Consider the following 24,704-nt stretch of genomic DNA (forward strand, 5'->3'; position numbering starts at 1 on the left):
AGACCTCGTCCAAGTGCCACTTGTCACCAGGCCGGGGCCGGCGGCGGCGCAGCGAATCGGCGTACCGCTGCCCGAACTTGGCGCACCAGCGGCGGACCGTCTCATAGGAGACGAGCACGCCGCGCTCCAGCATCAGTTCCTCGACCTCGCGAAAGCTGAGCGGGAAGCGAAAGTACAGCCACACGCAGTGCGCGATGATCTCGACCGGGTATCGGTGCCCCTTGTACGACGGAGCCACGGCCCCCACGGAACAGCCCCCTCCAACACGATCAACCAGAAGATCATCCCACCTGCTCAGCCAACGTGACAGCGCCATTGCGCGGGTTCTGCTCCCTTGGGTGCACCGTCTGCCGGTGTCTGCCCCCTGCTCAACTGGCAGGCCACCGTGCAACTGTCCGGAGTGAACGGGCAGTTCGACCCCAGGGGGTGCACGATGGCCTTGTCCCAGCATGACCTACTTCGCCTGCTTGAGTCACTACGTTCGGCCGATGGTCTTGAACTCGTCCGCGAGGTCGCCGAAAGGCTGCTGCAGGAACTGATCGAGGCCGAGGCCACCACAAAGATCGGCGCCGAGTGGGGCGAACACACCGACACCCGCACCACCTGGCGCAACGGGCACCGCGAGAAGACGGTGACCACGCAGGCCGGTGACCTGGAACTCGCGATCCCGAAACTGCGGGCCGGAAGCTTCTTCCCGAGCCTTCTTGAGCGCCGACGGCGCATCGACCAGGCTCTCTACGCGGTCATCATGGAGGCATACGTCCACGGCGTGTCCACCCGTTCGGTCGACGACCTGGTCAAAGCCCTCGGCTCCGACACCGGTGAGGTTGATCCCCGGGTGTGGACACCGGGTTTCACGCGATGAGTGACAGAGTACGTGACGTGGTCAGTTGCTGTTCGAATTCGGTTGGCGTGAGGTAGTCGAGCGCGGAGTGCCGACGGCGCCGGTTGTAGTACGACAACCAGCGGAACAGCTCAAGCCGCGTCTGTGCCTTCGAGGCCCAGTGCCTCCCGTGGAGCAATTCGCGCTTGAGGCCCTGGAAGAACGACTCGGCGAGGGCATTGTCATAGCTCGAGCCGACGCGTCCCATGCTGCGGCGGATCCCGTGCCGGCGGCACACCTCGGCGAAGGCGGCCGCACCGTATTGGGCGCCTCTGTCGGTGTGGAAGACAACGCCGTGGACCCGGCCGCCGCGGGCGGCCACGGCCATCTCGATCGCATCGGTGACCAGGGAGGTGCGCGTGTGATCGGCGATCGACCAGCCCACCACCCTCCTCAAGCAGATGTCGATCACCGTGGCGAGGTAGAGCCAGGTCGTCCCGACGGCTATGTAGGTGATGTCGCCGCACCACCTGGTGTCCAGCGTGTCCGCGGTGAAGTCGCGCATGACCAGGTCCGGCGCGGGCGGCGCCGTGTGGTCAGCGATCGTCGTCCGCTTCTTCTTCCGCAAGTGCCGGCCGACGATGTGGTTGATCCGCATCAGCCGGGTGACGCGCTTGCGGTTGATCCTCCGTCCCCTCGCCCGCAGCTCGGCATGGACGCGTGGAGCGCCGTAGGCGCCATGATGTGCGGCGTGGATGGCACGAATCTCGGCCACGGTCCGCTTTTCCTCGGCCTGGCGCTCGGCGCGGGCGGGCTCGGTGGCCAGGTGCCGGTAGTAGCCGGCGCGGGACGCCCCGAGCACACGGCAGATCCGCTTGACGCCGAAGTCGGCTCGGTTGTCGGAGATGAAGTCCCAGCGGTGGGGTCTCACTTCACCTCCCGGGCGAAATAGGCGGCTGCCCGGCGCAGGATCTCGCGCTCCAGCTGCCACTCCTTCTCGGCCTTGAGCAGCCGAGCGTTCTCCGCCCGCAACCGGGCCAGCTCCTCCGCCTCGCTCCCGCCCGCGGCACGGCGTCCGGGCACGGCCTCGGCCTTACGAACCCACGTCCGCAGCGACTCCGCGGTGATGCCGAGATCCGCGGCCACGGCCGCGTACGTCCGCTTGCCCGCCGCGGCGCGGTAGAGCGCGACGGCGTCCTTCCGAAACTCCTCCGGGTACGGAGACTTGCGTCCCACCTGGACATCCCTCCCTGGACCATCAAGATCCATTGTCAGGGTGTCCACTCCAAAGGATCAGCCTCATTCGCGTCCTTCTACCCGTCGGTGCAGCAGTTCTACGAGGGCCCGGCGAAGAGCTGGATCACGCACCTGCACCAGCTTGAGGTGGTGCTCTTCCACCGCGGCCAGGTCGCCAAGCAGCCACGCAAGCTCATGCCGTCGTGGAAACCGCCACTGACGCTGCCTCCCCGGATGCTGGCCGCCGCACAGAAGTGGCTGGCGGCCAGCAAACTGACCGACGCTCCCGCGACAGTGGACAAGCTGGAGCTCGCGGTGCGCACGTTCTGCCAGTGGCTGGAGGCCAACCACCCGGGCATCACGACGTTCGCCGACGTCACACGTGACCACTGCCTGGGCTGGATCGGGCACATCGCCGAAGCGCCGACCGAGAAGACCGGCAAGCCGCTCGGTGTCATGTCGCGGATTCAGCGGATCTCCGGGCTGTCGCAGTTCTTCCGGGACACCGCGCTCTGGCAGTACCCCGACGTGCCCGGCCACACCCTCATCGGCGCCGGTGACGCACCCAAGTTCCCCCTGGAAGTGCCCCGCTACATCCCCGACGACGAACTCGACCAGTTGATGCCAGCCATCGACGCGATCGCCTGCCCGTTCCAACGCGCCGCACTGCTCGTGGCCGGCTGGTCCGGCGCCCGACGCACCGAGATCCAACGTCTGCCCATGGACTGGCATTGTCACGTTGGCTGGCCGGCGTGGGATGATCTTGTGGCTGGTCGTGCTGGGGAGGGGTTCGCTCATGTCGTCCGCGTTGCCGTCGTACAAGGGGCACCGGTACCCAAACGAGGTCATCTCCCACTGCGTGTGGCTGTACTTCCGCTTCCCGCTCAGCTTCCGTGATGTCGAGGAGTTGATGCTCGAGCGCGGTGTTGTCGTCTCCCACGAGACGGTCCGGCGCTGGTGTGTGAAGTTCGGGCAGGGCTACGCCAATGGCCTGCGCCGGAGGCGGCCCCGGCCGGGGGACAAGTGGCACCTGGACGAGGTCTTCCTCAAGATCAAAGGAAAGCAGAAGTACCTGTGGCGGGCCGTGGGCTCCGACGGCACCGTCCTGGACATCCTGGTCCAGAACCGGCGGGACACCGCTGCGGCCAGGCGGTTCTTCCGCCGGCTGCTGAAAAGGACCCGTACGGTGCCACGGGTGGTCGTCACCGACAAGCTCCGCTCCTACGGTGCGGCCCACCGCGAGGTCATACCCTCAGTGGAACACCGTTCTCACAAGGGCCTGAACAACCGGGCCGAGAACAGCCACCAGCCCACCCGGCAGCGCGAACGTGCGATGAAAGGCTTCCGCTCCGTCGGAGGAGCCCAGCGGTTCCTGTCCGGGTTCAGCGGCATCTCGCCCCACTTCAGGCCACGCCGCCACCTGATGACCGCCACCGACTACCGAGCCGAGATGACCGCCCGCTTCGCGATCTGGGACCAGATCACCGGCGTGGCCGGCCGACCTGCCGCGGCCTGAACACAGGCCCGGACCGCAAGCACACCACGCCCCGGCGCACCATCAGCCGGTCACACACCCAACAACGTGACAACGCCGTCAGGACAGTCCGCCCGCAGACGACGAGGGGATCGTCCGGATCCCGCTCAGCATGGTGGAGCAGATCAGGAGGGCGTGCGATGCCGCAGAGGCCGCCGGCACCCAGCTTTGAGGACCTGCTCAACTCCGCCCAGGCCCACGCCCTGCACCTGGAGCTCCGCGACGTCTACGCCGTGGGGGAGGAGCGCGAGGTCTACGACGCCTTCCTGCGCGATGGGAGCGTGCCCGCGGACGACTCGGACTACTGGAGCGGATGGCTGCCCCTGGTGAAGCGGACCGTCGCCCGCGGGGTGAAGGTCCGCCGGGCCCGGATCGTCTCCGAGCCCGTCACCGACTACATCCGCTTCGAGCACGCCATTACCGATGCGAACCTCCGCGCCGGCGAACAGGTCCGCTGGCTGCCCCGCCGCCGCGCCTCCACCCTCGCCCTGCCGGGCAACGACTTCTGGCTCATCGACGACCGCATCGTGCGGTGGAATCTGTTCTCCGGTGACGGCCAGGCCCTCGAGCCCGACCACACCGACGACCCGCAGGCCATCAAGCTGTGCGTGGAGGCGTTCCGTACGGTGTGGGACCTGGCCACCGAGCACGCCGACTACCGCATCTGACCGACGCGCAACCCAAGGGCCACGCACCTCATGACGACCGCCTCCCCCTCGTCCAGCGCTCAGGCGGCCCGCGAGGCGCTCGCCGTCCGGCTCACGCACCTGCGCAAGGACGCTGGCCTCACAGGGAAGGAACTCTCCGCCCGGTGCGGCTGGCACCCCGCGAAGACCACCCGCATCCAAAAAGGTGCAGCCGCGCCCTCGGACGCGGACATCCGGATCTGGTGTGCGGCGTGCGGCGCGGACGATCAGGCCGACGACCTCATCGCCACCGCCCGCGCGGTCGACTCGATGTACATGGAGTGGCGCCGCCTGCACCGCAACGGCATGCGACAGGTCCAGGAGGACTGGCTCGCCCTCCATGAGCAGACCCGCCACTGCCGGGTCTACCTGTCCAATGTGCCGCCCGGCTTCCTCCAGACGCCGGCGTTCGCCACCGCCCTCATGCAGCAGATCACCCGCTTCCAGGGCACCCCGGACGATGTCGCCGAAGCGGTCGCGGCCCGGGTCGCCCGCTCCCGTTTCCTCTACGAGGGCGGCCACCGCTACGTCGTCCTGATGGAAGAGTCCGTCCTGCGCTTCCGCACCGCCGACCCCGAGGCGATGCGCGGGCAGCTGCGCCATCTCCTGGCCGTGATGCCGCTCGCCTCCGTCTCGCTGGGGATCATCCCGTTCACCGCGCAGCGCACCGTATGGCCGCTGGAGGCGTTCTACGTCCACGACGACACCATGGCCGTGGTGGAGACCCTCACGGCGGAGATCAAGGTGACGCAGCCGCGCGAGCTCGCCGACTACGCCAGGGCGTTCGCCGGCCTCGCGGAGATGGCCGTCTACGGCGACGCCGCCCGCGCCCTCATCCGGGCGGCGATCGACGCCCTGGAGTGAAGTTCCGCAATTCTCCGCAACTTCGTTGAGGGCGCGGACCACAAGTGCGTAGCGTTGACGGCACCGACGGACCACCACCCGGAAAGGCGGGGCCCCTGCGCGCATACACCGACTCCACCGCCCCGGCCTCGGAGGGCCGCGGCCTCCAGCCGCTCGCCTACGGCGTCCCCTCCCCGGCCCTGCTCGCCCGCGCGGACCGCGGCTTCGCCCGGTTCCTCGGTCAGCAGACCCAGGACCAGGACGACGGGACGGATGGCAGCGAGAACCCCCCAGCGGTGACCGCCGGCCACCCGCACACGACGTTCCCGGCAGCGAGGCCCGCCATGCACACCAGCACCCACACGGTCCTGCACGACCCCGACGGCCTGATCGAAGCCGGGCTCCCGCTGGATCGCGAACCGTACGAGAGTCTCGTCAAAGCCGTCCTCGCTTGGACCGGCGAAGACACGCTCACAACCCGAGACTTGGAGCAGATCGCCCTCCAGCTGACCGGTCACGCCCGCGCGCTCGCCGCCGACGTCCGCCGCCGCGCCGACCGGCTGCCCAAGGACAGCGGACCCAAGGCGCTCGCCGACCTCATCCTCAAAGAGGCGCAAGGCCGGCTGTCCACGACGATGGAGGGCACCGTGCACTGTGTCCAGAACCGCGCCCGCCTGGTGCGCGCCCTCTACGAACGCCTGGACCGCCTCGAGGCCGCGGCCGCCACCTGGGGCGTCTGAACTGCCGCGCGCCCGGGATCGACCACGGACCCCGGGCGCGCGGCGCAACTACGGTCCCTTCGGGCCCGGGGTCCGGCGCGGCCGCGGAAGGGTACAAGTACCTCTATGGCGCGGGAGCGGATCCGGTGGCCGGCCGTCGTGGAGCGGGCCCGGCAGATCGTGGAGGGCTACGAGGCGGTGTGATGCTGCGACAGGTCATGTACCGACTGGTCTCCGAGGGCGTGCTGCCGCACACGGCGTCGATGTACCGGCACCTGTCCTCCCACCTCGCCAGGGCCCGGCGCGAGGGCCGCTTCCCCGACCTGGTCGACACCCTGCGGGAAGTCCACGTGCCTGCGTCGTGGCCGGACGCGCGCACATTTCTGCGCGAGAGCCCCGGCTGGTTCGGTCTGGACCGCACGATTGGTCAGGCGCATGCGCTGTACGTCGCGGCGGAGAAGGACACCCTCCGACAGCTGCTCACCGGCTGGCTCGCGCCCTACGGCATCCCGGTGCTGGTGGTGCGCGGCTTCGGCTCCCAGTCCCACATTGACGTCGTCCGTGAGCGCGTCGCCACCGAGTCGAGGGAAGCGGTGCTGCTGACGGTCGGTGATTTCGACTGCTCGGGAGAGGACCTCGAAAGGGACTTCGTCGCACGCACCGACTGCTGGAGCCGGACCCAGCGTGTGCTGCTTACCTACAACCAGGTGGTTGACGAGTACGAGCTGCCCGCGACCGAGGGCAAGCGCGGCGATCCCCGGTGGCCGGCCTTCGCCCGCCGCCACGGACTCGACATCGACCACCCCGTGCAGTGGGAGGTCGAAGCGCTGGAGCCGGCGGAACTGCAGCGCCTGGTCCTCGCTGCCGTCGGCCCGTACGTCGACCGCGACGTCCTCGCCGAACAGATGGCACGCGAGGAACAACAACGCCGCGCCTTGGAGGAGTTCATCGGTCGGCTGGGGCGCGGCGGGCAGAGCGAGCGAGAGACCGTCTTAGCTCAAAGGGCTGTGGTCCCGGACTGCGCAGTTGCGGCTTGCCGGTACCTGGACGGGTCAGACGCGGCCCCGAGGAGGTTTACCGAGAACGGGCCGCACCGCAGGAGGGCTGTCGATACCGTGCCCAGGTGATTGACTCTTCCGGGTTCATTAAGCAGCAGGTGGCCTCGCTTCTGCACCGGTCGGACGGCTCGACGCAGATGACCCGGGCTCCGGCGGTGTGGACCCTGGCGCACCGCGGCTACTCCGGCAGCGGACGGCTGGACGTGTGGGTCTACGCAACCAAGCGGGACGCCCTGCGTGAAGGCGCCTCCCTGGCGATCGCCTGCGGTCTGGACGGCGAGGAAGACCAGGCCCGCCGCGACTTCGAGCCGGGCCGGTACCAGAAGGTCATGGACTGCTACGAGAAGACCCACCCCGAGACGCATCTGCTGCGAGTCCAGGCGGCGTTCCTGCAGTCTCCCGGCTGAGAGCGGCCTCCCGGCCGTGCGGCGCCGTGGCTACCGTCGCAGGATGACCGCGAGCGAGCCGCACGAGCAACGGCTGACGGAGTTCCTCGCCAGCGAGGCGCACGGGCTGACCGCGACGGTGGTGGGGGGCCGCGTGGCCCCGCCGGTCGTGCTGCTCGCCCGCGCACACCGGGCCTTTGCCGTCGCCGGGCTTGTCAGCACCGTCCTGGTCGACCACGCTTCCCCGGCGCGCGAAGCCTACGGCCTTGGCGTCGTCCTCGCCGACGAGGCATGTGCTGTCCTCGATCCCGTCGTCGGTCCGGAGCTGATCGCCGCCTACCGCGCCGACCTACGCCGCGGCGAAGCTGGTCGGCTTGCCCAGCTCGCCGAACTCGATCTCACCTTCCACGCCCGGATCGGCGAGCCGGTGATTGACGACGCGATGGTGACGTTGGCCGCCGCGCTGTGTGACGTTCTGGACAGTGTGGTGGCCAACGAACGGGCGCTGCCGGGGCAGCGGAGCGCCGCCCGCGTCGTTGCTGGCCAGGCCCATGAGCTGTGGGCGCAGTACGGGGGAGACGCTGGCGGCTGGTAGCGCGAGACCGTCCCTTCGGTGGCTTCGACATGCTGTCGCCGACTGCCGGTAGCGTGACCGTCGTGATGGTGGGCACCGAAGAAACCCGGCTGGTCGTGTTGCGGGGCAACAGTGCGTCGGGGAAGTCGTCCGTCGCAGCCGGCATCCGTGACCGCTTCGGCCGCGGACTGGCTGTTGTCGGCCAGGACAACCTGCGCCGGATCGTCCTGCGTGAGCGGGACCGGCCGGGTGCCGCGAACATCGGCCTGATCGACCTGACCGCCCGCTACGCCCTGGACTCCGGCTACCACGTGATCGTCGAAGGCATCCTCTACGCCGGCCACTACGGCAACATGCTCACCAAGCTGCGCACCGATCATCGCGGCCCGACCCACGGCTACTACCTGCACGTGCCGTTCGAGCAGAGCCTCGCCCGGCACGCCACCAAACCGATCGCGAGCGAGGTCAGCGAGCCGCAGCTGCGGGAGTGGTACCGGGAGCTCGATCTCCTGCCCGGCGCCGCCGAGACCGTCATCGGCGCCGACAGCACCTTGAAGGAGACTGTCGACCACATCATGCTCGACTCCGGCCTGGCTGACCTTCCCGCACTCGACCGTTGAGAGCCCCTGCCCGGTACGGACTGTCACAGGCGTGCGGCATCATCGGCAGATGGCCGCCACACCAGCCCCGCCTCCGGGGATGACGCCGGAAGAGCTCCAGCAGCAGGAACAGACCCTGGAGCTGATCAACAGTGAACTCGCGGCGCGTCTGGCGCGGCAGTCGGAGTCGGGCGCGAAGGTGGACACCAAGGCGATCTTCCTGGTGGGGTTCGCGGCCACAGCCGCTCAGTTCCTGGCCTCCCGGAACTTCGAGCCGTTCACCGGCGCCGCAGCCTTCATGGCATACGCGGTCGCCATCGGCTACGGCATCGCGGTCTTCAACCTTGCCGCGTACGAGGACCTCAAGCCACGGGAAACCCTGGACACCTACGCACGCGCGACGAAGGGCGCCACTCTGGGGGCGCTCGCCGGAACGAGGGTGGGCTTCTTCGAGAAGAACGATGCCCTGCACCAGAAGAAGACAAAACGCTGGACGATCACGCTGGCCGCTGTCGCAGCCGGGATCTTCCTCTCGACTGTCAGTCTCGTGCTGCACACTGACGGCCATGACAAACGCACAGAACCAGCAGAACCCGCCCCCACCTCCTCCGCCTCCCCCTCCGCCCCCACCCAGCCTCACTGACTCCCTCGCCAACCCGGCTCTCGTGGGCACGGAAAAGAGGAACGACGACAAGCCCGCGCGCAACAGGGCGGTCACCCCGAGACAGGGCATCGAGCGGCGCTGACCCGCACCGCGAGAAAGCGGCCCTCGCCTGTCGTGGCGAGACAGCACGAGACCCCGGGCATCTGTAGCCCGGGGTCTCTCTGTGCTCTGGGGTGTCCGACCGGTTCAACGACCCGCCGACGGAAGCGTCACGCCACTCATACCCGGCTCCAGCAGCACGTCCGGCCGGCCTGAGAGGTGCCCGTCTGGACGGCGGACCCAGTACCGGAAATGCGTGGTGACGGCCCGGTGATCCCGTTTAGCGTGATCTGGCTGGCGATCGTCAGCAGCATGTGGTGAACACACTGGAGTACCGATGGCACTGCCCGCACGGCTCACTGCCGCACTGGGACGACACCCCGACGACCTCACCGAGGACGATCTGCAGCGTGCGGTCGACAACCACATCCCTGAGAGCGTCGACCTCGACTGGAAGAAGGACTTCTACAAGGGCACCGACGCGGACAAGAAGGAACTCGCCAAGGACGTGTCCGCCATGGCCAACACCGCCGGCGGCATGGTCGTCGTCGGCGTCGACGACGGCAAGCAGGACCACGCCCACGCCCTGGCCCCCTTCGAGCCGGTTCCGGGCCGCGGCGAGGAGTGGATCCGTGCGGTGCTCGCGAACTGGATTCAGCCTGTCGTTCCCAACGTGGGCGTGCGACCGGTGAAGTCCACTGTTCATGAGGGGAAGATCTACTGGGTGCTCACAGTGCCGCCGAGCACCCAGGCCCCTCACGCGGTCGCGGCTCCGGGCAACGACTACAACTTTCGCGTGCACGTCCGGCACGGCACCACGACCCGCACCCTCGCCGAATCCGAGATCGCCCAGCGTTACCGTGACCGCTTCCAGGCCGCCTCCGACGACGTCGACCGCCTGCACCAGGTCGCCGGCGCAGGCTTCGGCTACCTGTCGGCCTACCTGACCAGCACCGCGCACGGCGGTAGCCCCAGGGCGACCTACTTCCCGGCCTGGGTCAGCCTGGCCGCAGTTCCGGCCGTCCGAGGCACCCACTCCCTGACCACTCAGGCTGACCGGGACGCGGCGTTCGACCGCTTCTTCAACCTCGCCACCGAGGGAGTTACCACCCGCGTGCAGCCGGACCGTCCCGTGCTGGTCGGCCGCCGACAGGTCCGCTTCGAGGGCGATCCCACTGGTCAGCTTCACCAGGACGGTGCCTTCTACGTAGCGCTGCCCCTCAACTTCCGGAGCGACCAGTTCGAATCCGACGGCCCCAAGCGGCTGTTCCAGCGCGGAATTGAACTCGACCTCGTGGCCCTGGTGCAGGCTGCCGCAGCTTGGGCGACAGAGACCGGAGCGGCGGGCGACGTGATGCTGTCCGCCGCGCTCCACCGCTTCGACGGCAGCGACGATCCTGTCCGCCTGGTCGTATCAGAGAGCGCCTTCCAACACGGCCCCGCGATGCCACTCCCTGCAACTCCTGCGCAGACAACGGGAGACCTCGCCGCCATCGTCATCGACAAGCGAGAGGCCGTCGTCGTGGCCTGCGCCCTCGTCTCCGACCTGCTGGCCGACATGGGAGCTCACCAGCCGTACGTCCTGACCCCCGAAGGCGACATCCTGACCGACCGCCTCAATGACGGCTTCCGCCACCAACTCACGGGCTGGGGCGTATGAAGGGGGGAGGCACCTGCCAGCCCGACATCACGAGACCCCGGGCTTGAAGAGGCCCAGGGTCCGGCAGATCGGCGAGCGGTCAGGAGGCTGTCTCAGTAGTCCTCCCGCTCGGAGGGCGGCCCGTACTGCTCGATGAGGTCACAGGTGCAGGTGCCGCCCTTGTGCAGGGTCTTCTCGCACTCGTCGTGGTGGTGCCGCACCGGCAGCCGCTTCGGCGGCGAGGGCTGCGCTGGTACACAGTCCGCGGGCCGGGCCGGGACCACCTGAGTGGCTGGCGCAGGCGCTGCGGCCTTTGCCCAGGGCACGCCCAGCTTCGCCAGGGCGGCTGTCCAGGATCAGTCTTTGTGATCAGTAGGCGGTGGTCTGGCCTGCGCTGATCAGTTCGTGGTGCGGCTGGGATCAGGTGATCGTGATGCCTCTGTACAGACAGTGGCGGTGGGCGCTGATCGTGAGGTGGGGTCTGAGCTGCAGGTTTGCCAGTTTTCTGGTTGGTGATCAGGCCGTGTCATCTGTGCTGTGCATGGTTCAGGTTCAGTGATCGTTGGTATGTGGTGGTGTCTGGACGAGCCCCTTGTGCCTGGGGCCGGGCATGGCTGTGAGGGTTGCACGCTTGGCTTGAGGAGCTGCTGGCGGATGAGCGTGCCTGGGGAAAGTGATGGCGGACGATAGCGGGCCGTTCTGGTGGCACTGTCCGCCTCGACCTTGACCGACGTCTCCTCACCGTTGATCCGGTATGACGGAAGGCGCCTCAAGCGCCTCCTCGTCGGGGTGAGCGCGCTTGGTCACAGGCTGGTTGTCTCCTCCTGCGCGGTGTTCCCGTCTTCGGCGGCATCGGGGGCGTCCTCGGTGCTCTCCGCGGTGCGGCGGTAGTAGGGGTGGGTGGAGTCCATCCTGCGGGCGAGGTGGAGGGGGGTGGGGGTGCTTTGGCGGACGTCGGAGGTGATGCCCTGGTTGGTCAGGACGGCGGCGATGGCTCCGATGAGGTCGCAGTCGGCGTTGGAGCTCTGGGCGATGACGGTGAACCGGGTGGCGGTGTGGGCGTAGCCGTTCTTGCTCTGGCTGCCGCTGTCGAAGCGTGTCTCGTCCTTGCCGAAGCGGCCGGCGGGGCCGGCGGCCCAGGTGCGGGGGACGTTGACGAGCAGGAGGTCGGGGTAGGTGACGGTGCCGTCGTCGGTGGCGAGTTGGAAGAGGCTGTTGGTGGTGTCGGTGGCGCGCCAGGTGCCGTCGCTGGTGCGCATGTGAGCCCCAGTGGGGCGGCCGATGCGTTCCAGGTCGCCGATGACGCGGACGGTGGCCAGGGGGCGTTGGGCGCGGGGGAGGCTGTGGCCGGGCAGCCAGGACGCCGGCCGGGGCATGCCGGGCGGCGGGTCCTGGCCCAGGGCTTCGTCGGTGAGGCCCGCCCAGATGTACTCGGCGGTGTCGCCGTCGACGTAGAGCACCGCGGGGGCGGGTGCGGGGAGTTGGGTGCGGGCGGCGATGAGGGCCTGCTCGACGATGTCCGCGGCGGCGCGGGCCTGGAGTGTCTCGTCCGCGGCGGCGCGGTATCCGCTGACGTCCCAGGCGAGGTCGGCGGCGTGCAGCGCGGTGGTGGCCGGGCTGTGGGGCTGCCACTGTCCGGCCTGGGGGCTGTAGGCCCAGACCTGCCAGGGGGTGTCCTTTCCGCCGGTGGGGCGCATGGCGGTGAGGGTTGCGGTGATCGGTGCCGGTTCGGTGGTGCGGCGCTTGCCGGGTGTGCGGCGTTGGGCGTGGCGGCGGACGTGGATGCCGATGTGCCACCAGTTCTCGAGCGGCAGTTTGCCGAACGCGGCACCGAGGCGGTGGTCGGTGGCGCCGATGCCGCTGAGGATCTCGCGCAGCACGTTCGCGGTCGAGTTGTCGAGGCCGCTCTGGCGGGAGGCGACCTTCTTAGCGCGGTACTTCTCGTTGTAGGGCTTGCCTTCCCGGGTGTGGGTGGGGACCGGCGGCGGGGCCTGCTTGATGTACTGGGAGGTCGCTGCGAGGCGCGCGAGAGCCTGTTTGGAGGGCCACTTGCCGTCCTCGGCTTCGGCCTTCTGGCGGGCTTCGACGCTCGGGTACCAGCGATCGGGGTCCCAGTCGGTCTCGCAGATCGCCGCGACGAGCGTGTCCTTGCGGGTGTGGGGGGCGAGCATCTGCGCCAGGTCCTGCTCGCGCTCCGCGCTGGTGCGCGGTCCGTGGCCGAGGGCACTGGCCTTGTCGTGGAGGAAGACGACCTCGATACGCCCGCCGACGGCGGGTTCGGCGACGCCTTCGACGGCCTTCCAGTCCTCGCCGGGGCCCCATTGGGCGGCGATCGCGGCCTTCACTCGGGCGCGGACCTCGTCGGTGCTCCACAGGACGGGGACGAGGAGGGTGCCCACGCCGGCGGCGTCCAGGGCGGCGGGGATCCGTTCGAGGGGGATCGGTCCGCTGACGCGTGAGCCGCTCTCGGTGGGCGGCACCTTGATGCCGGGGACCTCGATGAACACGGGGCTGCGGTGGCTGTACTTCTCGCACCGGGTGTCGATGGCCTCCTCGACGCGGCGGAAGAACTCCATGCCGTGTCCGCGGCCCAGGCCGGGGGTACGGACGCTGGCCGGGGCGACGGCCCAGACCGGCCCCGGGGCGGTATCGGCCAGGGCGTCGTCGGCGAGGTGCTCGGGGAAGGGCGGCACGTTCGCGCTCAGGCGGGGCAGGGCGGCCAGGCGGCGGCTGGCGGCGACCGCAGGGACGTTCAGGCGGCGCTTCCACGGCGGGCCGTCGGTGGCCGCGGCGACGATGAGCGGCTGGTCGGGGTTGGCCAGCAGGACGGTGGCGATACCCTTCCAGGAGGTGGCGAGGAGGGTGGTGGTGGCGTTCACGGTCAGCGCGTGGCGCCGGGAGTGCCCGCTGGCGGCGGTGCCGATGGTGATACGGGGCAGCAGGTGGCGCACGATGCCCTTGCGGTCGGGTTCGGCGGGCAGTTCGTGGCCGATCGCGGCTAGGCGGCCGTCGGTGCACAGGGCGAAACGGACGGGGGCGCCGTTGTTGCGGGGCCACTCGAGGGCGGCGAGTTCCTCGGCCAGGCGCCAGCGGGCGAGTTCGCCCGGCCACCAGCCACGCGAGCGCTTGCCCGCGCTCGGCGGCGGGGGCAGGACGGGGCAGCGGGGCTCGGCCCGGGCGAGGAGTTCGGCCAGTTGTTCGCCGATGCGCTGGCCGTCGGGGCCGGGGACCACGGCTTCGGTCCAGAAGCGGAACACGTCGCGCCGGTCCTCGGCGCTGATTGGCGCCGCGCACAGGAGTTCGTAGCAGCCGTCGTTCCACTGCCAGCGCGCCCAGGTGCCCGCCGCCGCGCGCAGGACACACTCCAGCGCCCGGTAGGGCGGCTGCACGTCCAGACCGGTGCCGACGTTGCGCTTGTACTCGCGCGAGAGCTCCATGGCCAGGTCCATGACGGGGGCGTCTGGCCGGTAGGCGATTACCTCGCCCAGGTCGGCGGGAGCGGTGCGGAACTGCAGCAGGCGGGCCTGCTTGCGGGCGACGCTGTCGAGCGGGCGGCTCATGCGTACTCTCCCAGGTAGGCGTCAAAGCCCGCGCGCAGCGCGGGGAGCAGGTGCTGGGCGTGGGCGTACTCGGCGATTTCCTCGATGGTGTGGCCGTAAGAAGCGCCGAGCTGGGCGAGGTCGTCCTGCGGGGACTGCTCGAGCAGCCCGCGGATCAGGGTGGGCAGGTCGGATCCCCAGGTGGGGTCGTGGAAGGCGCCGTCGATGAAGTGGAGCTCGACGTGGGTCTGCCCGCGGCGTCCGCGGCCTGCCAACTGGACGCTCTGCCCGAGGAGGGTGGCGACGAGTTCGTACTTCAGCTCGTCGGGCAGGGCGGAGAAGCGCTTGGGGGCGTTGAGGTTCAGGCGCAGGTGCGCGTCGGCCGCCGCGCGGGCCCGGGTCAGGACGGCGACGGGGTCGTCGCCGGGCACGGTGTCGCGCCAAGCCCGGGCGGCGACGCTGGCCGCCAGCACCGCCGGGTCGTCGGCCGGCATGACCGGCCGCACACCCATGGCGATCAGGGTGATGGCCGACACGGCGACGCCCTCGAACACGGTCAGCACGTTCAAGCCCCGCTCGGTGCGCGGCAGCGGCGAGATGAGCACCTCGCCGTCGCGGTCCGCCAGCTCCGTGAAACGGTCGCGGGTGAGCTGGCCGATCGCGTCGCAGACCGGCGGCAGAGAGAGGTCGGGGGTGTCCGCGACGGCGACGTAGATCCGCAGCCGCCGCCCGAGGGCGAGCGCGGTGTCGTACAGGGTCTGGGCGAACAGGCGGGCCTGCCGGTAGGAGTTGACGGTGATCAGGGCCCGCGCGCGATGCCGGGTGCGCGCCTCCGCGGCAAGCCGGTCCAGGTCGCGCACCAGGCCCGGTGCATAGCCGGCGGCCAGTGAGATAACCCGCTGGTCGCGTTCGCGGTAGGGGGTGCTGCCGACGGCCAAGAGCTTTCCGCCGACGACGGGGGTGCTGTTGAAGATGGTCAGGCCGCCCGGGAGGGTGTCGGGCATGGCCCAGTCGGGGCGGGCGAGCAGGTGGGTGCGTGCCGCGCCCGGCATGAAGCCGGTGGCGGACATGCCCAGGACAGTACGCTGGCGGCCGCTCAGGGCGAGGGAGACGATGCTGCCGAGGAACTGCGTCTCGGTGTGGGGGTCGGCGCGCAGCACCTCCATCTTCAAACTCGCGTGACTGCCGGGGTCGTCCAGTCCCTCGAAGCGGAACCCGCCCAGCTGGCGGCCCAGCGGGCCGAACGGGACGACGGTGCCGGCGCCCTGGTGGCCGATCGCGTCGGCGAGTTCGGAGGCCGCGTCGATGCCGTGCCCGGCGAGCTCGCCGGCCCTGTCCGTCAGGCTGAACATCGTGTGGACGATGGCCGTCAGCCACGTCTTCATGATCAGCGCGTGCAGGACGCCCGCGGTGACCTCGGTGCGCGTGGGCGCCCGCACCTGCTTCGGCCCGCCGCCGCGCTGCGCCGGCACCGTGGATTCGGCAGGTGCTCCGTCGGCTCCACCCTCGGTGGCGCAGAAGGCGGGCAGTGCGGCGGAGATGATCTCCCGCAGTTCGTCCTTGAGGGGGCCAAGCTGCCACTCCCCGCCCTCGTCGATCGTGAGCATCCGCTCCAGCACGTCCGGGACGGGCAGCAGCCGATCCGGCAGGACGGCGCAGGAAGGGCGGTCACCCGGCCGGGTGGCCACACGCGGGAGCAGGGCCTGCAGACGGTCGGCCTGCTCGGCGGTGGCCGCAGCGTCAAGGTCCACCCCGATCAGGTTCTCCAGCAGATACCGGTCCCACTGATGAGGCTGATACCAGCGCTTGCGGTTCTGCAGGACCTGCCGCGTCCGGCGCGGGTCCTGCCCGCGGGCCAGGGCCCGCGCCTGGGCGACCTCGGTGCAGACCTCCTCCCCGGCCACCAGGTCGAGCAGCTGCTCGGCCAGGAACACCGCCCGGGTCAGGGGCCGACGGACGGCCACCGCCAGCCGCGGCGGCGCCTGGTGCAGGCTGTCGCGAATGCGCCGCAGCACCGTGGTCGGGCGGGAGCGGGACGCGAGCTCCAGCACGCCGCAGTCGTCGAACCCCCGCGCCTGGTAGGCGTCGACCTCGTCGACGACCACATAGGACGCCAGGCGCAGAAGAAACTCCCGCACACTGATGCTGTTGCGGACCTCCCCGTCGACCTCCACCGGAACCTTGATCATCCCGGACTGGAAGCAGGCGTGGGTGGTCACGATGATCCTGGCCGTCGTCGCGGCCTCGACGTGGGAGAACTTCCCGCAGGACGACACATACGGGCACAGCGCCCGCTCCGGCTGGCCGAAAGCATCCGACGCCGCGACCGTGCACGGCTCCCTGCCGCCCTCGAAGGCGTCGCGTCCCTCGAGCTGCGCCTGCGCGGCGCATCCGTAGGCGGAGTTGTTGACGAGGAAGTCGATACTCGCCGAGGCCTGCACCAGCGGCACGCCGGTGCCCTCCAGCTTCGCGGCGGAGCGCAGCGCGAAGTTGTACCGGCTGTTGGGGGCGATGAACGGCGTGGCCGTCTCCTTGACACCCGCAGCCCGCAGCTCCTGCTGCAAGGTGGAGGCCTCGCCGTAGACGTCGCCGTTGTCGCTGACCACCAGCACGATGGTGCGGCCCAGGCCCGCCTGCTGGATCGCCAGCCCCCGGCCGAAGACATTCTTGCCCACGCCCGGGGGCGCACTCAGCAGGTGCATCCGGCCCGGCGGCAGGACGACGGGTTCCAGGGGGCGCTGCCCGCCACCGATGGTCCCGCGCAGCAGCAGCGCGATCTGCTTCTCGCGGAAGGCCGGGCCCTTCATGCCCTGGTCGGTGTCCCGACTCTGCCAGCCGAGTTCATCGGCGTCCACCACCAACTCCACCGACGGTGCGGTCACGACCCGAGGCGGCTTGTACACCCCCTGCTCGTCGGGGAAAGCGAGCTGGACCCGCCCACGCGATGTCGGCGCCGACCAGCCCGATCCGCTCGCAACCCGCAGCAGCCGCCGGCGCCTGGCCGGCGCGAGCAGGCGTTCGGCGACGTCCGAAGGGTCCTGCCCGTGAGCCGGCAGCACTTCAAGCGCCCGCCCCCGCTCGCTGTACCCGAGCGCGTAGAGAGCGGGCAGCGGGTCGTCCGCGTCCGGGGTGTGGAAGACGTCGTAGACGGTCCGTTCGACGTGGTGCAGCAGCGCCTCCCCCCGATGGCGGGTGCCCAACAGCGCGCCGAGGCGCTGCCTGTCCGCCTCCGACCACTGCTCCCAGCCCGCCACGGCACGCGGCGCGTGCCCGCTCAGCAGGACATGGGCGTCCGCGACGCGCACCACCTGCCGCCCGTCGCGGAACCGGGCGGGAAGAAGATACTCGGCCAAGGCCAGAGCCCCGGCAAGCGTCCTGCTCACGCCCCCTCCACCTCCGCCACCAGGTCGGCATCGGTCAGCACGCGCGCCCCGCTGTTCCGCACCACCCGGCGCAGCAGCGGCAGGTATCCCCGCAGGTGCTCAGGCACCACGAAGCACAGCTCGCCGGGCCCCTCGGGATCCTCGCGCAGCTTCTGGGCCAGCCCGTACGGGTCGGCCCAGGTCTTGACGTCGACGCGCCACGCCCTGGACCGGCCGGGACGAGTGACATGCAGGTCATAGGCGTCGCCGAACGGCCACAGCCGCACCTCCGCGCCCAAGGCGACCAGCTGGTCGCGCAGCTCGACCTCCAGCAAGCCGGGGAGCGTCACCCACAGCCACAGGGCGTAGGGCAACGCCACGTAGCCCTCCACGGGCAGCAGCTCCGGCACGGTGCGCAGTTCGCCGCACGGGGCCAGGCGCCAGCCCACCCCCGCAGTCAGCTCGGCCCGGTACCGGGCGCCCAGCAGGCTGTGGCGCTCGTCCTCGCACTCGACGTCCACCACGCCGTTGGGGCGGTAGGCGGCCCGCATCGTCCATCTGCACATCGGACACGCTGCCCACAGGCCGCCAAACTGCCGCGTGGTGGAGATACCGGTGTACGCGCCCAGCTCGACCAACGCGGTGTTCCGGGACAAATCGCGCCGCGTCAGGACGGGTGTGCGGACCATCGCCTCCCGGCCCCGGGTGTACGCCTCGAAGCCGGCGGCCCTCAGCGCGCGGAAGACGGCGTGCTGGACGGTCTCGCCGGAGATCCGCGACAGCCCGGTACTCACCGGCAACATCCCCACCGCCCGCAGCAGGCTGTGCAGATGGCGGATGTCGGCACCGATCCCCGGGGCCTGGTGGCCGTGCTCAGAGGCCTCCACCGCGAGCCGGTGCAGCGCCGAGCTGGGCATGCCGTCGTCATCGAGCAGCCGCAGCTCGCCGAGCACTGATCCCTGGGGCCGTCCCGGCAGAAGGTCGGCCACCAGGCTTCCACGGAGCCGACGGGCGAACACCTCGTACGACGGTGCCTGCTCAAGGACCCCGAACGAGCGCACGTAGCGACCATGGCACTCCATCAGCAGCCGCATTCGCCCCTGTGCCTCGCCCTCACTGCTGCTCAAGGCCAGCGCCGCGACCACGCAGGCGTCGAGCGCTGCGCGCTGGTCCCCGTCGAGTTCTTGAACGGCCGCTGCCGTCCCGGCCATCACCGACACCCCGGTCCCCCCCCGTACCGCATCGAGCCCATGCCGCAACCTCAACCCCTCCGCCCCGCGGGAGGGCACGGGAGTTCGGGGCCCTTCACCCGATCTGGTGATCCCGGTCCGACCTGTTTCGAACAAGCGATCTATGCAGGTATGGGCGTGATCGACTTCCCCGACAACCTGGTGCAGAAGCAAGGCGCCTGGAACGCCACCTATGACACGCTCGCCGCACCCCGCCCCGCCGACGTGTTCGCCCTTGCGCGATCCGACCTCGCAGGGGGTCAGTGGCCGGTCGCCTGGTTGACGGCGCTGCGGATGGCCATGTCTACGGCGCGCTCACCCGCAAGTTCGTAGTAGAAACGGGCGCTGCCGGGGTGGTCTCGCAGTACACCGGCGACGATCCGGGCTGCTTGGCCGTGCAGGCGGCGCAGCCAGTCGCGGGTCGCGATCTGCTGGTCGAACTCGTTGGACGCCTCGTCCCAGGTGCACATGCCGCGGGCGGCCTCTTCCAGGAGGTCCCACTGCTCTTCTTTGGCGGCATGTCGGGCGACGCCGCGTAGCCAGGCGATGGCCCGCTTGGACTCGTTCCAGTGTGGCCAGCCGGTTCCATCGCCCCGGACGTGCCCGGTCATCGCCTGCACCATGGTGCGGGTCTGCTCGGGGTGGTCCAGCAGGAGCGGCGCGGTCGTCTCCATATCCAGGTTGGGAAGGACGTCGAGGTAGAGCTCGTAGTCGTCGCCGTGGTCGGCGGCCAGGGCCAGCAGCTGGCGGGCGGCGTTGGTGTCTTCCTCCTTGGCGGCCGCCAGGAGCTGTTGGGCCCGTGCGACGGGCAGGTCGATCTGCGGTGCGGTCTCCTGCTCGACCACGTCGAGGAAGTCGGCGATCGTCGGGGGGCGCTGGCGCGGATCGCGGTAGGTGCACCGCCGGACGACGCCTCGCCAGGGTCCGGACGGCAGCAGCGGCACGTTCACCTCCGGCGGGAGACCGGTGAGTAGCCAGCCGATGACCTTGCCCAGGCTGTAGATGTCGCTGGCGGGTGTGGCGTTGTGCGGGTCGACGGACAGTTCGGGGGCGCCGAACTCGGCGGTTCCGATCGCGGTGCCGGTGCGCTTGGGGTTGGTGGTCTGCCCGCGGGGACGGCGCACAATGCCCCAGTCGCCGAGGACCCAGCGGCCGTCTAGGAGCAGGATGTTGGCGGGCTTGATGTCGCGGTGCAGGTAGTCCAGGCGGTGGGCGTCGGCCAGGGCGGAGGCGACCGCGTCGACCAGGGCCCTCAGCGCGGCCGGATCGTGCTGCAGTTCGGGCTGGAGGCGTTCGGCGGTGCTCTGGGCCATCGGCATGACGAACCACTCGGCCCGAGGGCTGAAGTCGAGGACCGGCATCACGTGACAGTTGGTGCCGAGCTTCTGCGCCACCTCGATCTCGCGCAACATCCTCGCGGTCAGGTTCTCACGTAGCGAGCGGGGCTTCTTGAAGGCGACGACGGTCCCGGTCGCCTTGTGCACGGCCTCGTGGACGATGCCCATGCCGCCCTTGCCGTCCGGGAGCGGGAACTTCTCCAGGGCGTAGTCCTTCTTCACCCCGTGGGCGAGGCGGCGCACCTCGGCGTAGGCGTCGGCGGCCGGCGGCTCGGGGTCCGGGGCGGCCGACGAGGCGGCGGCCGCGTGGCCGGTGACCTTCACCAGCACGGGGTGGACGACATCGGCGTCGTTCGTCGGCCGCACCCCCAGCAGGTACGCGGGGCCGCCTGCCGGGTTCTGGATGAGTCCGAGGACGTCGCCGAGTTGCATCTCGGCGACCATGTCGCTGGTGCGGTCGGCTGTGTCGAGGGCGTGCAGTTCCACGCCGACACCCGAGCCGGCCCGCCCCGCCACCAGGACGGTGTCGCCTCCGCCGCGAGCGAGGTGTCCCGGGTAGGACACCGGGGTCAGCATCCAGTCCTCATGTGGTCCGGCGCTGGTGCTGACGGCGAGGTCGACGACGGCGCTGTGTCCGCCAGCGGCGAGGAGGAAGCGACGCTCGCCGAGCCAGGCGGCTGAGCGGACCGCCGCGTCGAAGTCGAGGGCGAAGCGCTGCTGGTTACCCACCTGCTCGTCGAGTCGCGTGAGCGCCAGGGTCGAGCCGGTTCTGGTGCCGAGCGTCGCTCCGGACCCGGACAGGACCCACACAGTGGAGTCGGGGCCGAGCAGCAGGCTGGCGTTCGCCTCGAATCCGCCGCCGACCGCATGCAGCACGCCGTTGTGCCACTGCACCACGGCCGGCCCGCACAGTACCCACATCGAGCCGTCCGCCGGGACCGCAGCGTCACCGTGTACGCCGGGCAGGGGCAGCCGCCACCTGGTCCCGCCCCGCTGCAGGTCCACTTCCGCAACACCCGCCTCGGTGGTGATCAGCGCGCGCTCGGCGGACTCCCAGGCCATCCCGGACGGTCGCGCCGGCCAGGACTCGCCGGCCAGGACGACGCAGAGGCCGACGCCTGCCGGCGTCCGGGACGGCACGCTCGGCGTCGCGGCCGGGCGGGCCGCCAGGGCCAGCGCCGGGGCGGGCTCCGAGGGTTCCTGCAGCAGGAGTTCGTGCAGCGGGGTGTGCGGTGGTCGTGGCGGCCGGAAGGCCGCGCGGATCAAGGCGGTGAGCGGGGCGAGGTCGCAGACGGCGGCCTCGAGATGGTCCCGGTCCAGGAGGACGCCCTGCGCCTGCAGAAGGGCGCTCACCTCGGCGCCGATCTCCTGGCCTGTGGCCCTGGCGCAGATCAGGACCCATCGCACTCCCGGCTCGAGGCCGCGCTCGCGGGCGGTCATCGCGACGCGGGCCGTGGTGACCGCGTCCTCGCCCACTGCGGTCGTCACGGTGATCGCGTAGTCGCGTCCGGCGAGCTCGAAGAACACGGCCGGTTCGTAGGGCGCGCGGTAGACGAGCGTCGCATCAGGGTCGGTACGCCGGATCAGCGCCGCCACCACGTCGACCAGGAGCCGGTGGCGGTCCTCCCCCGGCAGCTCGTCGCTGTGGGCCTGGCCGTACTCGGCCAGCAGTTCCCGTACGTCTTGCATCGCCCCGCCCGTGGGTCGTGCCTGCCCGGGCGCCGCGCCCGCCGGGGCGATTGTCCCGTACGGCCCCGGCGCGATGCGCGCAATCAGCCAGATCAGCGGACGCACCGTCCAGCGCGGCACCAGATGCCAGGAGGCTGGCGCACCCGGGCCGCCGCGCTTCGCCCCGGTCAGCCCGGCGGCTGGCCGGGGCACAAGTAGCTGGCGCGCCGGTGCTGTCCTCCCGGTGCCGAGCCCCACCAAGGGGTGAGGCGGGAGAGTCCCGCCGGACGGAGATACCGCTGTGATCGTCCGACTCCTGGGTGACCCGCTCGCCGGCGCGTGCTCACGACCACCGACGCCCCGTGGGCCGGAGGCTGGCCCACGGCTGGTGTCTCCGACTGGGGCCTGTATATCCCGGTGCACCGCGACCTGGCGACCGGCACCGTCCTGGCGGAGGTCCGGGTCACCCTCCCGCGCCGCCGGTAGCGCCCCGCCGCTGACGCACGAGACCCCGGGCCCTGTCGGCGGGCCCGGGGTCACACGGCGGCGGGGAGCGGTCGGAGGTTGTCCCAGTTGCTTTCCCGCCCGGAAGGTGGGGCGAACCGCTCGGTGGCCAGCCAAGTCGGCCCTGCCCGCGAACAGAAATCGGCCGCGACTGTCAGTGGCGGGATTCATACTGACTGATCAAGCCACAACGCGTGGTCGCACCTGTCTCGTGTGGCACAGGTGCCGCGCTGCGCGGATCAGACAAGGGCAACCTGGCCCTTGGAGGGGAGTGCCATGCTGGTGACGTCCGTGGAGATCGAGGCGTTCCGCAACATCACGAACAAGCAGACCATGGCGGTCGACCCCGAGGTCACGTGCCTGATCGGCAAGAACGAATCGGGCAAGACGACAGTTCTCAAGGCTCTGCATCGGCTGAACCCGGCCAACAACGCCGACGACTTCCACGTCACCACCGACTACCCACGGCGGGACTTGTCCAGGCACCGACGCACGAAGGATCTCGACACGGTCGCTCCCGTGACGGCCGTCTTCAAGCTGGAAGATGCGGACTTCGACGCGATCGAGGAACTGGTCGGCGTACGGCCGCCAGCGAAGGCGTACGTCACGGCATCCCGCCTCTACGACGGCAGCCTCCGAGCCGATGTCCACTGCGCCCTCGAGGACGTCCTGGCGGACGTCTTCGAAGAGGCAGGCGTCGACGATGAGGACGACCAGAAGGCCATCACAGGGGATCACACGACCATCGAGGCCGTGAGCGCCGCGGCGAAGGCCCACGCCAAAGAAGTCGGCGCCGGCAAGAAGACGGCCCGGGTCAAGGCGATCGAGAAAGTCCCGGCCGAGCTGGAACGGCGCAAGCAGTACGTCGAAGGGAATCTCGACGACGATGAGCAGGACCAGCTGATCGAGCTGCTCCCGAAGTTCTTCTACTTCTCCAACTACGAGATGCTCCCTGGCGACTGCGACCTCCACTCACTCGCCGAACGCGCGAGGAGCCGGCAGTGGGAGCGCGGGGACGAGACCATGATGTCTCTGCTCCGACTTGCAGGGGAGGGGCCGGAGGACTTCCTGGACGAGGACTACGCCAGCCGCAAGGCGGAGCTCCAGGCCGCCAGCCTGGACCTGAGCGCTCAGGTCTTCGAGTACTGGAAGCAGAACGAGGACCTCACGGTCGTCTTCGACACCGACCTGATCCCCATGCCTCCGGACGTCAACGGCCAGCCGCAGCCCCACCACCGGCTGCTCAAGATAGAGCTGCGCGATGACCGGCACGGCGGCGTGGAGACCAACTTCTCCACCCGCTCCACAGGCTTCCAGTGGTTCTTCTCCTTCCTCGCCGCGTTCAGTGCCTACCGCGACACCGATGAGCGCGTCGTCGTCCTGCTGGACGAACCGGGCACCAGCCTGCACGGCGAGGCCCAGGGCGACTTCCTGCGGTACGTCTACGGCGAGCTCGGGCCCAACCAGCAGGTCCTCTACACCACCCACTCCCAGCACATGATCGACCCCACGCGGTACGAGACCATGCGCGCCATCCACGACCAGGCGACCCGCACAGACCCGAGCCTGGGCGTGGTCATCACCTCAGTCAGCCTGTCGGCCGACCCCAAGACGATCCTGCCGGTGGAAGCGGCGCTCGGATACTCCGTGGCGCAGCACCTGTTCCTCGGAGCCGGACCCCTCCTGGCCGTGGAAGGCAGCAGCGACTTCGTCTTCCTCATGCGCATGTCCGACTATCTGGTCACTCAGGGCCGCACCGGTCTCGACCCCCGGCTGGCCATCATTCCGGTCGGCGGCATCGGCAACATGCCGGCCTTCATCGCCGTCATGGGACGCCGACTGTCCGTCCGGGCGCTCATCGACGGAGCCGAGACCACCAAGGTGACCGCCAAGGTCCTCAGCGCTGCCGAGGCGGCCGAAGTCGACACGTCCCACATCACCGTCATCGGCCAGCTCGACGAGCTCCCGGACACGGCCGACATCGAGGACCTGTTCTCCACCAAGGACTACCTCTGGCTCTACAACAAGGCGACCGAGGTGACCATCAACGAGGAAGACCTGATCACCCCCGACACGCCCCTCCCGATCCTCAAGCGCATCGGGATCGCCCGAGAGCGTCAACACAAGCCCCGGGACTTCGACCACGTCGGCCCCGCACACCAGCTCACCCGCGACAAGGACGCCTTCTTCGAGCAGGTCGATGCCGAGACCCTCGACCGCTTCGAGACGGTTTTCAAGAAACTCACCGCCTGAACCTGCAGACAG

Annotated in this window: 18 protein-coding genes and 2 pseudogenes; 14 read left to right on the top strand and 6 right to left on the bottom strand. The window is 70.0% G+C overall.

Annotated features, from left to right (window positions below; genetic code table 11):
- Positions 1 to 247, bottom strand: a pseudogene (locus tag HO151_RS07475) (IS6 family transposase); the annotation flags it as partial.
- Positions 248 to 433: 186 nt separating this feature from the next.
- Here HO151_RS07475 and HO151_RS05575 point away from each other — a divergent pair.
- Positions 434 to 811, top strand: a pseudogene (locus tag HO151_RS05575) (transposase); the annotation flags it as partial.
- A gap of 43 nt (positions 812 to 854) precedes the next feature.
- Here the strand turns inward: HO151_RS05575 and HO151_RS05580 are convergent.
- A protein-coding gene (locus tag HO151_RS05580) for an IS3 family transposase (protein ID WP_173894987.1) occupies positions 855 to 2,059 on the bottom strand; the annotation gives its coding sequence in 2 pieces (ribosomal slippage) (positions 855 to 1,819 and positions 1,819 to 2,059; 1,206 coding nt in all).
- An 87-nt stretch (positions 2,060 to 2,146) separates the two neighbouring features.
- On the opposite strand from HO151_RS05580, the gene HO151_RS05585 reads away from it, so the two are divergent.
- From HO151_RS05585 to HO151_RS05635, 11 genes are all read left to right on the top strand, one after another.
- Entirely contained in the window at positions 2,147 to 2,956 is an 810-nt protein-coding gene (locus HO151_RS05585; RefSeq protein WP_173894988.1) for a hypothetical protein, read from the top strand.
- Positions 2,856 to 3,575: an IS6 family transposase gene (locus tag HO151_RS05590; protein WP_173894989.1), complete on the top strand. Its 720-nt coding sequence runs from the start codon at positions 2,856 to 2,858 to the stop codon at positions 3,573 to 3,575. The genes HO151_RS05585 and HO151_RS05590 overlap by 101 nt, the downstream gene beginning before the upstream one ends.
- A 158-nt stretch (positions 3,576 to 3,733) precedes the next feature.
- A complete protein-coding gene (locus tag HO151_RS05595) occupies positions 3,734 to 4,261 on the top strand; it encodes a DUF6879 family protein (RefSeq protein WP_173894990.1) in 528 nt (175 codons plus the stop codon).
- A 30-nt stretch (positions 4,262 to 4,291) separates the two neighbouring features.
- Positions 4,292 to 5,143, top strand: coding sequence for a helix-turn-helix transcriptional regulator (locus HO151_RS05600; protein WP_173894991.1), 852 nt, complete (start codon positions 4,292 to 4,294; stop codon positions 5,141 to 5,143).
- A gap of 323 nt (positions 5,144 to 5,466) precedes the next feature.
- Positions 5,467 to 5,862 carry a DUF6415 family natural product biosynthesis protein gene (locus tag HO151_RS05605; RefSeq protein ID WP_173895016.1) on the top strand — a complete coding sequence of 132 codons (396 nt, stop codon included), beginning with the start codon at positions 5,467 to 5,469 and terminating at the stop codon, positions 5,860 to 5,862.
- Positions 5,863 to 6,044: 182 nt separating this feature from the next.
- On the top strand, positions 6,045 to 6,968 hold the full coding sequence (locus HO151_RS07480; protein ID WP_254594762.1) for a hypothetical protein: 924 nt from the start codon (positions 6,045 to 6,047) through the stop codon (positions 6,966 to 6,968).
- Positions 6,969 to 7,036: 68 nt separating this feature from the next.
- A complete protein-coding gene (locus HO151_RS05615; RefSeq protein WP_217422900.1) occupies positions 7,037 to 7,306 on the top strand; it encodes a hypothetical protein in 270 nt (89 codons plus the stop codon).
- A gap of 43 nt (positions 7,307 to 7,349) precedes the next feature.
- Complete coding sequence (locus tag HO151_RS05620; RefSeq protein ID WP_173894993.1) at positions 7,350 to 7,880, top strand: hypothetical protein; 531 nt, start codon at positions 7,350 to 7,352, stop codon at positions 7,878 to 7,880.
- Positions 7,881 to 7,945: 65 nt separating this feature from the next.
- On the top strand, positions 7,946 to 8,479 hold the full coding sequence (locus HO151_RS05625; RefSeq protein ID WP_173895017.1) for a kinase: 534 nt from the start codon (positions 7,946 to 7,948) through the stop codon (positions 8,477 to 8,479).
- 79 nt (positions 8,480 to 8,558) lie between these two features.
- The gene (locus HO151_RS05630; RefSeq protein WP_173894994.1) at positions 8,559 to 9,101 is read left to right on the top strand and encodes a hypothetical protein; all 543 of its coding nucleotides are present in this window, start codon (positions 8,559 to 8,561) and stop codon (positions 9,099 to 9,101) included.
- 397 nt (positions 9,102 to 9,498) lie between these two features.
- Complete coding sequence (locus tag HO151_RS05635; RefSeq protein ID WP_173894995.1) at positions 9,499 to 10,821, top strand: helix-turn-helix domain-containing protein; 1,323 nt, start codon at positions 9,499 to 9,501, stop codon at positions 10,819 to 10,821.
- Positions 10,822 to 11,603: 782 nt separating this feature from the next.
- Here the strand turns inward: HO151_RS05635 and HO151_RS05640 are convergent.
- The 4 genes from HO151_RS05640 to HO151_RS05655 all read right to left on the bottom strand — a co-directional run bounded on the left by HO151_RS05640 (position 11,604) and on the right by HO151_RS05655 (position 21,956).
- Entirely contained in the window at positions 11,604 to 14,360 is a 2,757-nt protein-coding gene (locus HO151_RS05640; protein ID WP_173894996.1) for an RNAseH domain-containing protein, read from the bottom strand.
- A complete protein-coding gene (locus HO151_RS05645; RefSeq protein ID WP_173894997.1) occupies positions 14,357 to 17,722 on the bottom strand; it encodes a hypothetical protein in 3,366 nt (1,121 codons plus the stop codon). The genes HO151_RS05640 and HO151_RS05645 overlap by 4 nt, the downstream gene beginning before the upstream one ends.
- Entirely contained in the window at positions 17,719 to 18,912 is a 1,194-nt protein-coding gene (locus HO151_RS05650) for a hypothetical protein (protein WP_173894998.1), read from the bottom strand. Before HO151_RS05650 ends, HO151_RS05645 begins: the two co-directional genes overlap by 4 nt.
- Positions 18,913 to 19,190: 278 nt before the next feature.
- Positions 19,191 to 21,956, bottom strand: a complete 2,766-nt coding sequence (locus tag HO151_RS05655; protein ID WP_173894999.1) for a serine/threonine-protein kinase — start codon at positions 21,954 to 21,956, stop codon at positions 19,191 to 19,193.
- A 318-nt stretch (positions 21,957 to 22,274) separates the two neighbouring features.
- Between HO151_RS05655 and HO151_RS05660 the strand changes: the two genes are divergently transcribed.
- Together HO151_RS05660 and HO151_RS05665 are read left to right on the top strand one after the other, a co-directional pair.
- Complete coding sequence (locus tag HO151_RS05660) at positions 22,275 to 22,421, top strand: hypothetical protein (RefSeq protein WP_217422908.1); 147 nt, start codon at positions 22,275 to 22,277, stop codon at positions 22,419 to 22,421.
- Positions 22,422 to 22,715: 294 nt separating this feature from the next.
- On the top strand, positions 22,716 to 24,692 hold the full coding sequence (locus tag HO151_RS05665) for an AAA family ATPase (protein WP_173895000.1): 1,977 nt from the start codon (positions 22,716 to 22,718) through the stop codon (positions 24,690 to 24,692).
- The last annotated feature ends 12 nt before the right edge of the window (positions 24,693 to 24,704 follow it).

It is taken from the genome of Streptomyces sp. 8P21H-1 (assembly GCF_013302945.1).

What these genes read in the sequence shown, in the direction of transcription:
- HO151_RS05590 (WP_173894989.1), top strand. Translation starts at nt 2,856, where the DNA reads ATGTCGTCCGCGTTGCCGTCGTACAAGGGGCACCGGTACCCAAACGAG.
- HO151_RS05595 (WP_173894990.1), top strand. Translation starts at nt 3,734, where the DNA reads ATGCCGCAGAGGCCGCCGGCACCCAGCTTTGAGGACCTGCTCAACTCC.
- HO151_RS05600 (WP_173894991.1), top strand. Translation starts at nt 4,292, where the DNA reads ATGACGACCGCCTCCCCCTCGTCCAGCGCTCAGGCGGCCCGCGAGGCG.
- HO151_RS05605 (WP_173895016.1), top strand. Translation starts at nt 5,467, where the DNA reads ATGCACACCAGCACCCACACGGTCCTGCACGACCCCGACGGCCTGATC.
- HO151_RS07480 (WP_254594762.1), top strand. Translation starts at nt 6,045, where the DNA reads ATGCTGCGACAGGTCATGTACCGACTGGTCTCCGAGGGCGTGCTGCCG.
- HO151_RS05615 (WP_217422900.1), top strand. Translation starts at nt 7,037, where the DNA reads ATGACCCGGGCTCCGGCGGTGTGGACCCTGGCGCACCGCGGCTACTCC.
- HO151_RS05620 (WP_173894993.1), top strand. Translation starts at nt 7,350, where the DNA reads ATGACCGCGAGCGAGCCGCACGAGCAACGGCTGACGGAGTTCCTCGCC.
- HO151_RS05625 (WP_173895017.1), top strand. Translation starts at nt 7,946, where the DNA reads ATGGTGGGCACCGAAGAAACCCGGCTGGTCGTGTTGCGGGGCAACAGT.
- HO151_RS05630 (WP_173894994.1), top strand. Translation starts at nt 8,559, where the DNA reads ATGACGCCGGAAGAGCTCCAGCAGCAGGAACAGACCCTGGAGCTGATC.
- HO151_RS05635 (WP_173894995.1), top strand. Translation starts at nt 9,499, where the DNA reads ATGGCACTGCCCGCACGGCTCACTGCCGCACTGGGACGACACCCCGAC.
- HO151_RS05640 (WP_173894996.1), bottom strand. Translation starts at nt 14,360, where the DNA reads ATGAGCCGCCCGCTCGACAGCGTCGCCCGCAAGCAGGCCCGCCTGCTG.
- HO151_RS05650 (WP_173894998.1), bottom strand. Translation starts at nt 18,912, where the DNA reads ATGGCCGGGACGGCAGCGGCCGTTCAAGAACTCGACGGGGACCAGCGC.
- HO151_RS05655 (WP_173894999.1), bottom strand. Translation starts at nt 21,956, where the DNA reads ATGCAAGACGTACGGGAACTGCTGGCCGAGTACGGCCAGGCCCACAGC.
- HO151_RS05665 (WP_173895000.1), top strand. Translation starts at nt 22,716, where the DNA reads ATGCTGGTGACGTCCGTGGAGATCGAGGCGTTCCGCAACATCACGAAC.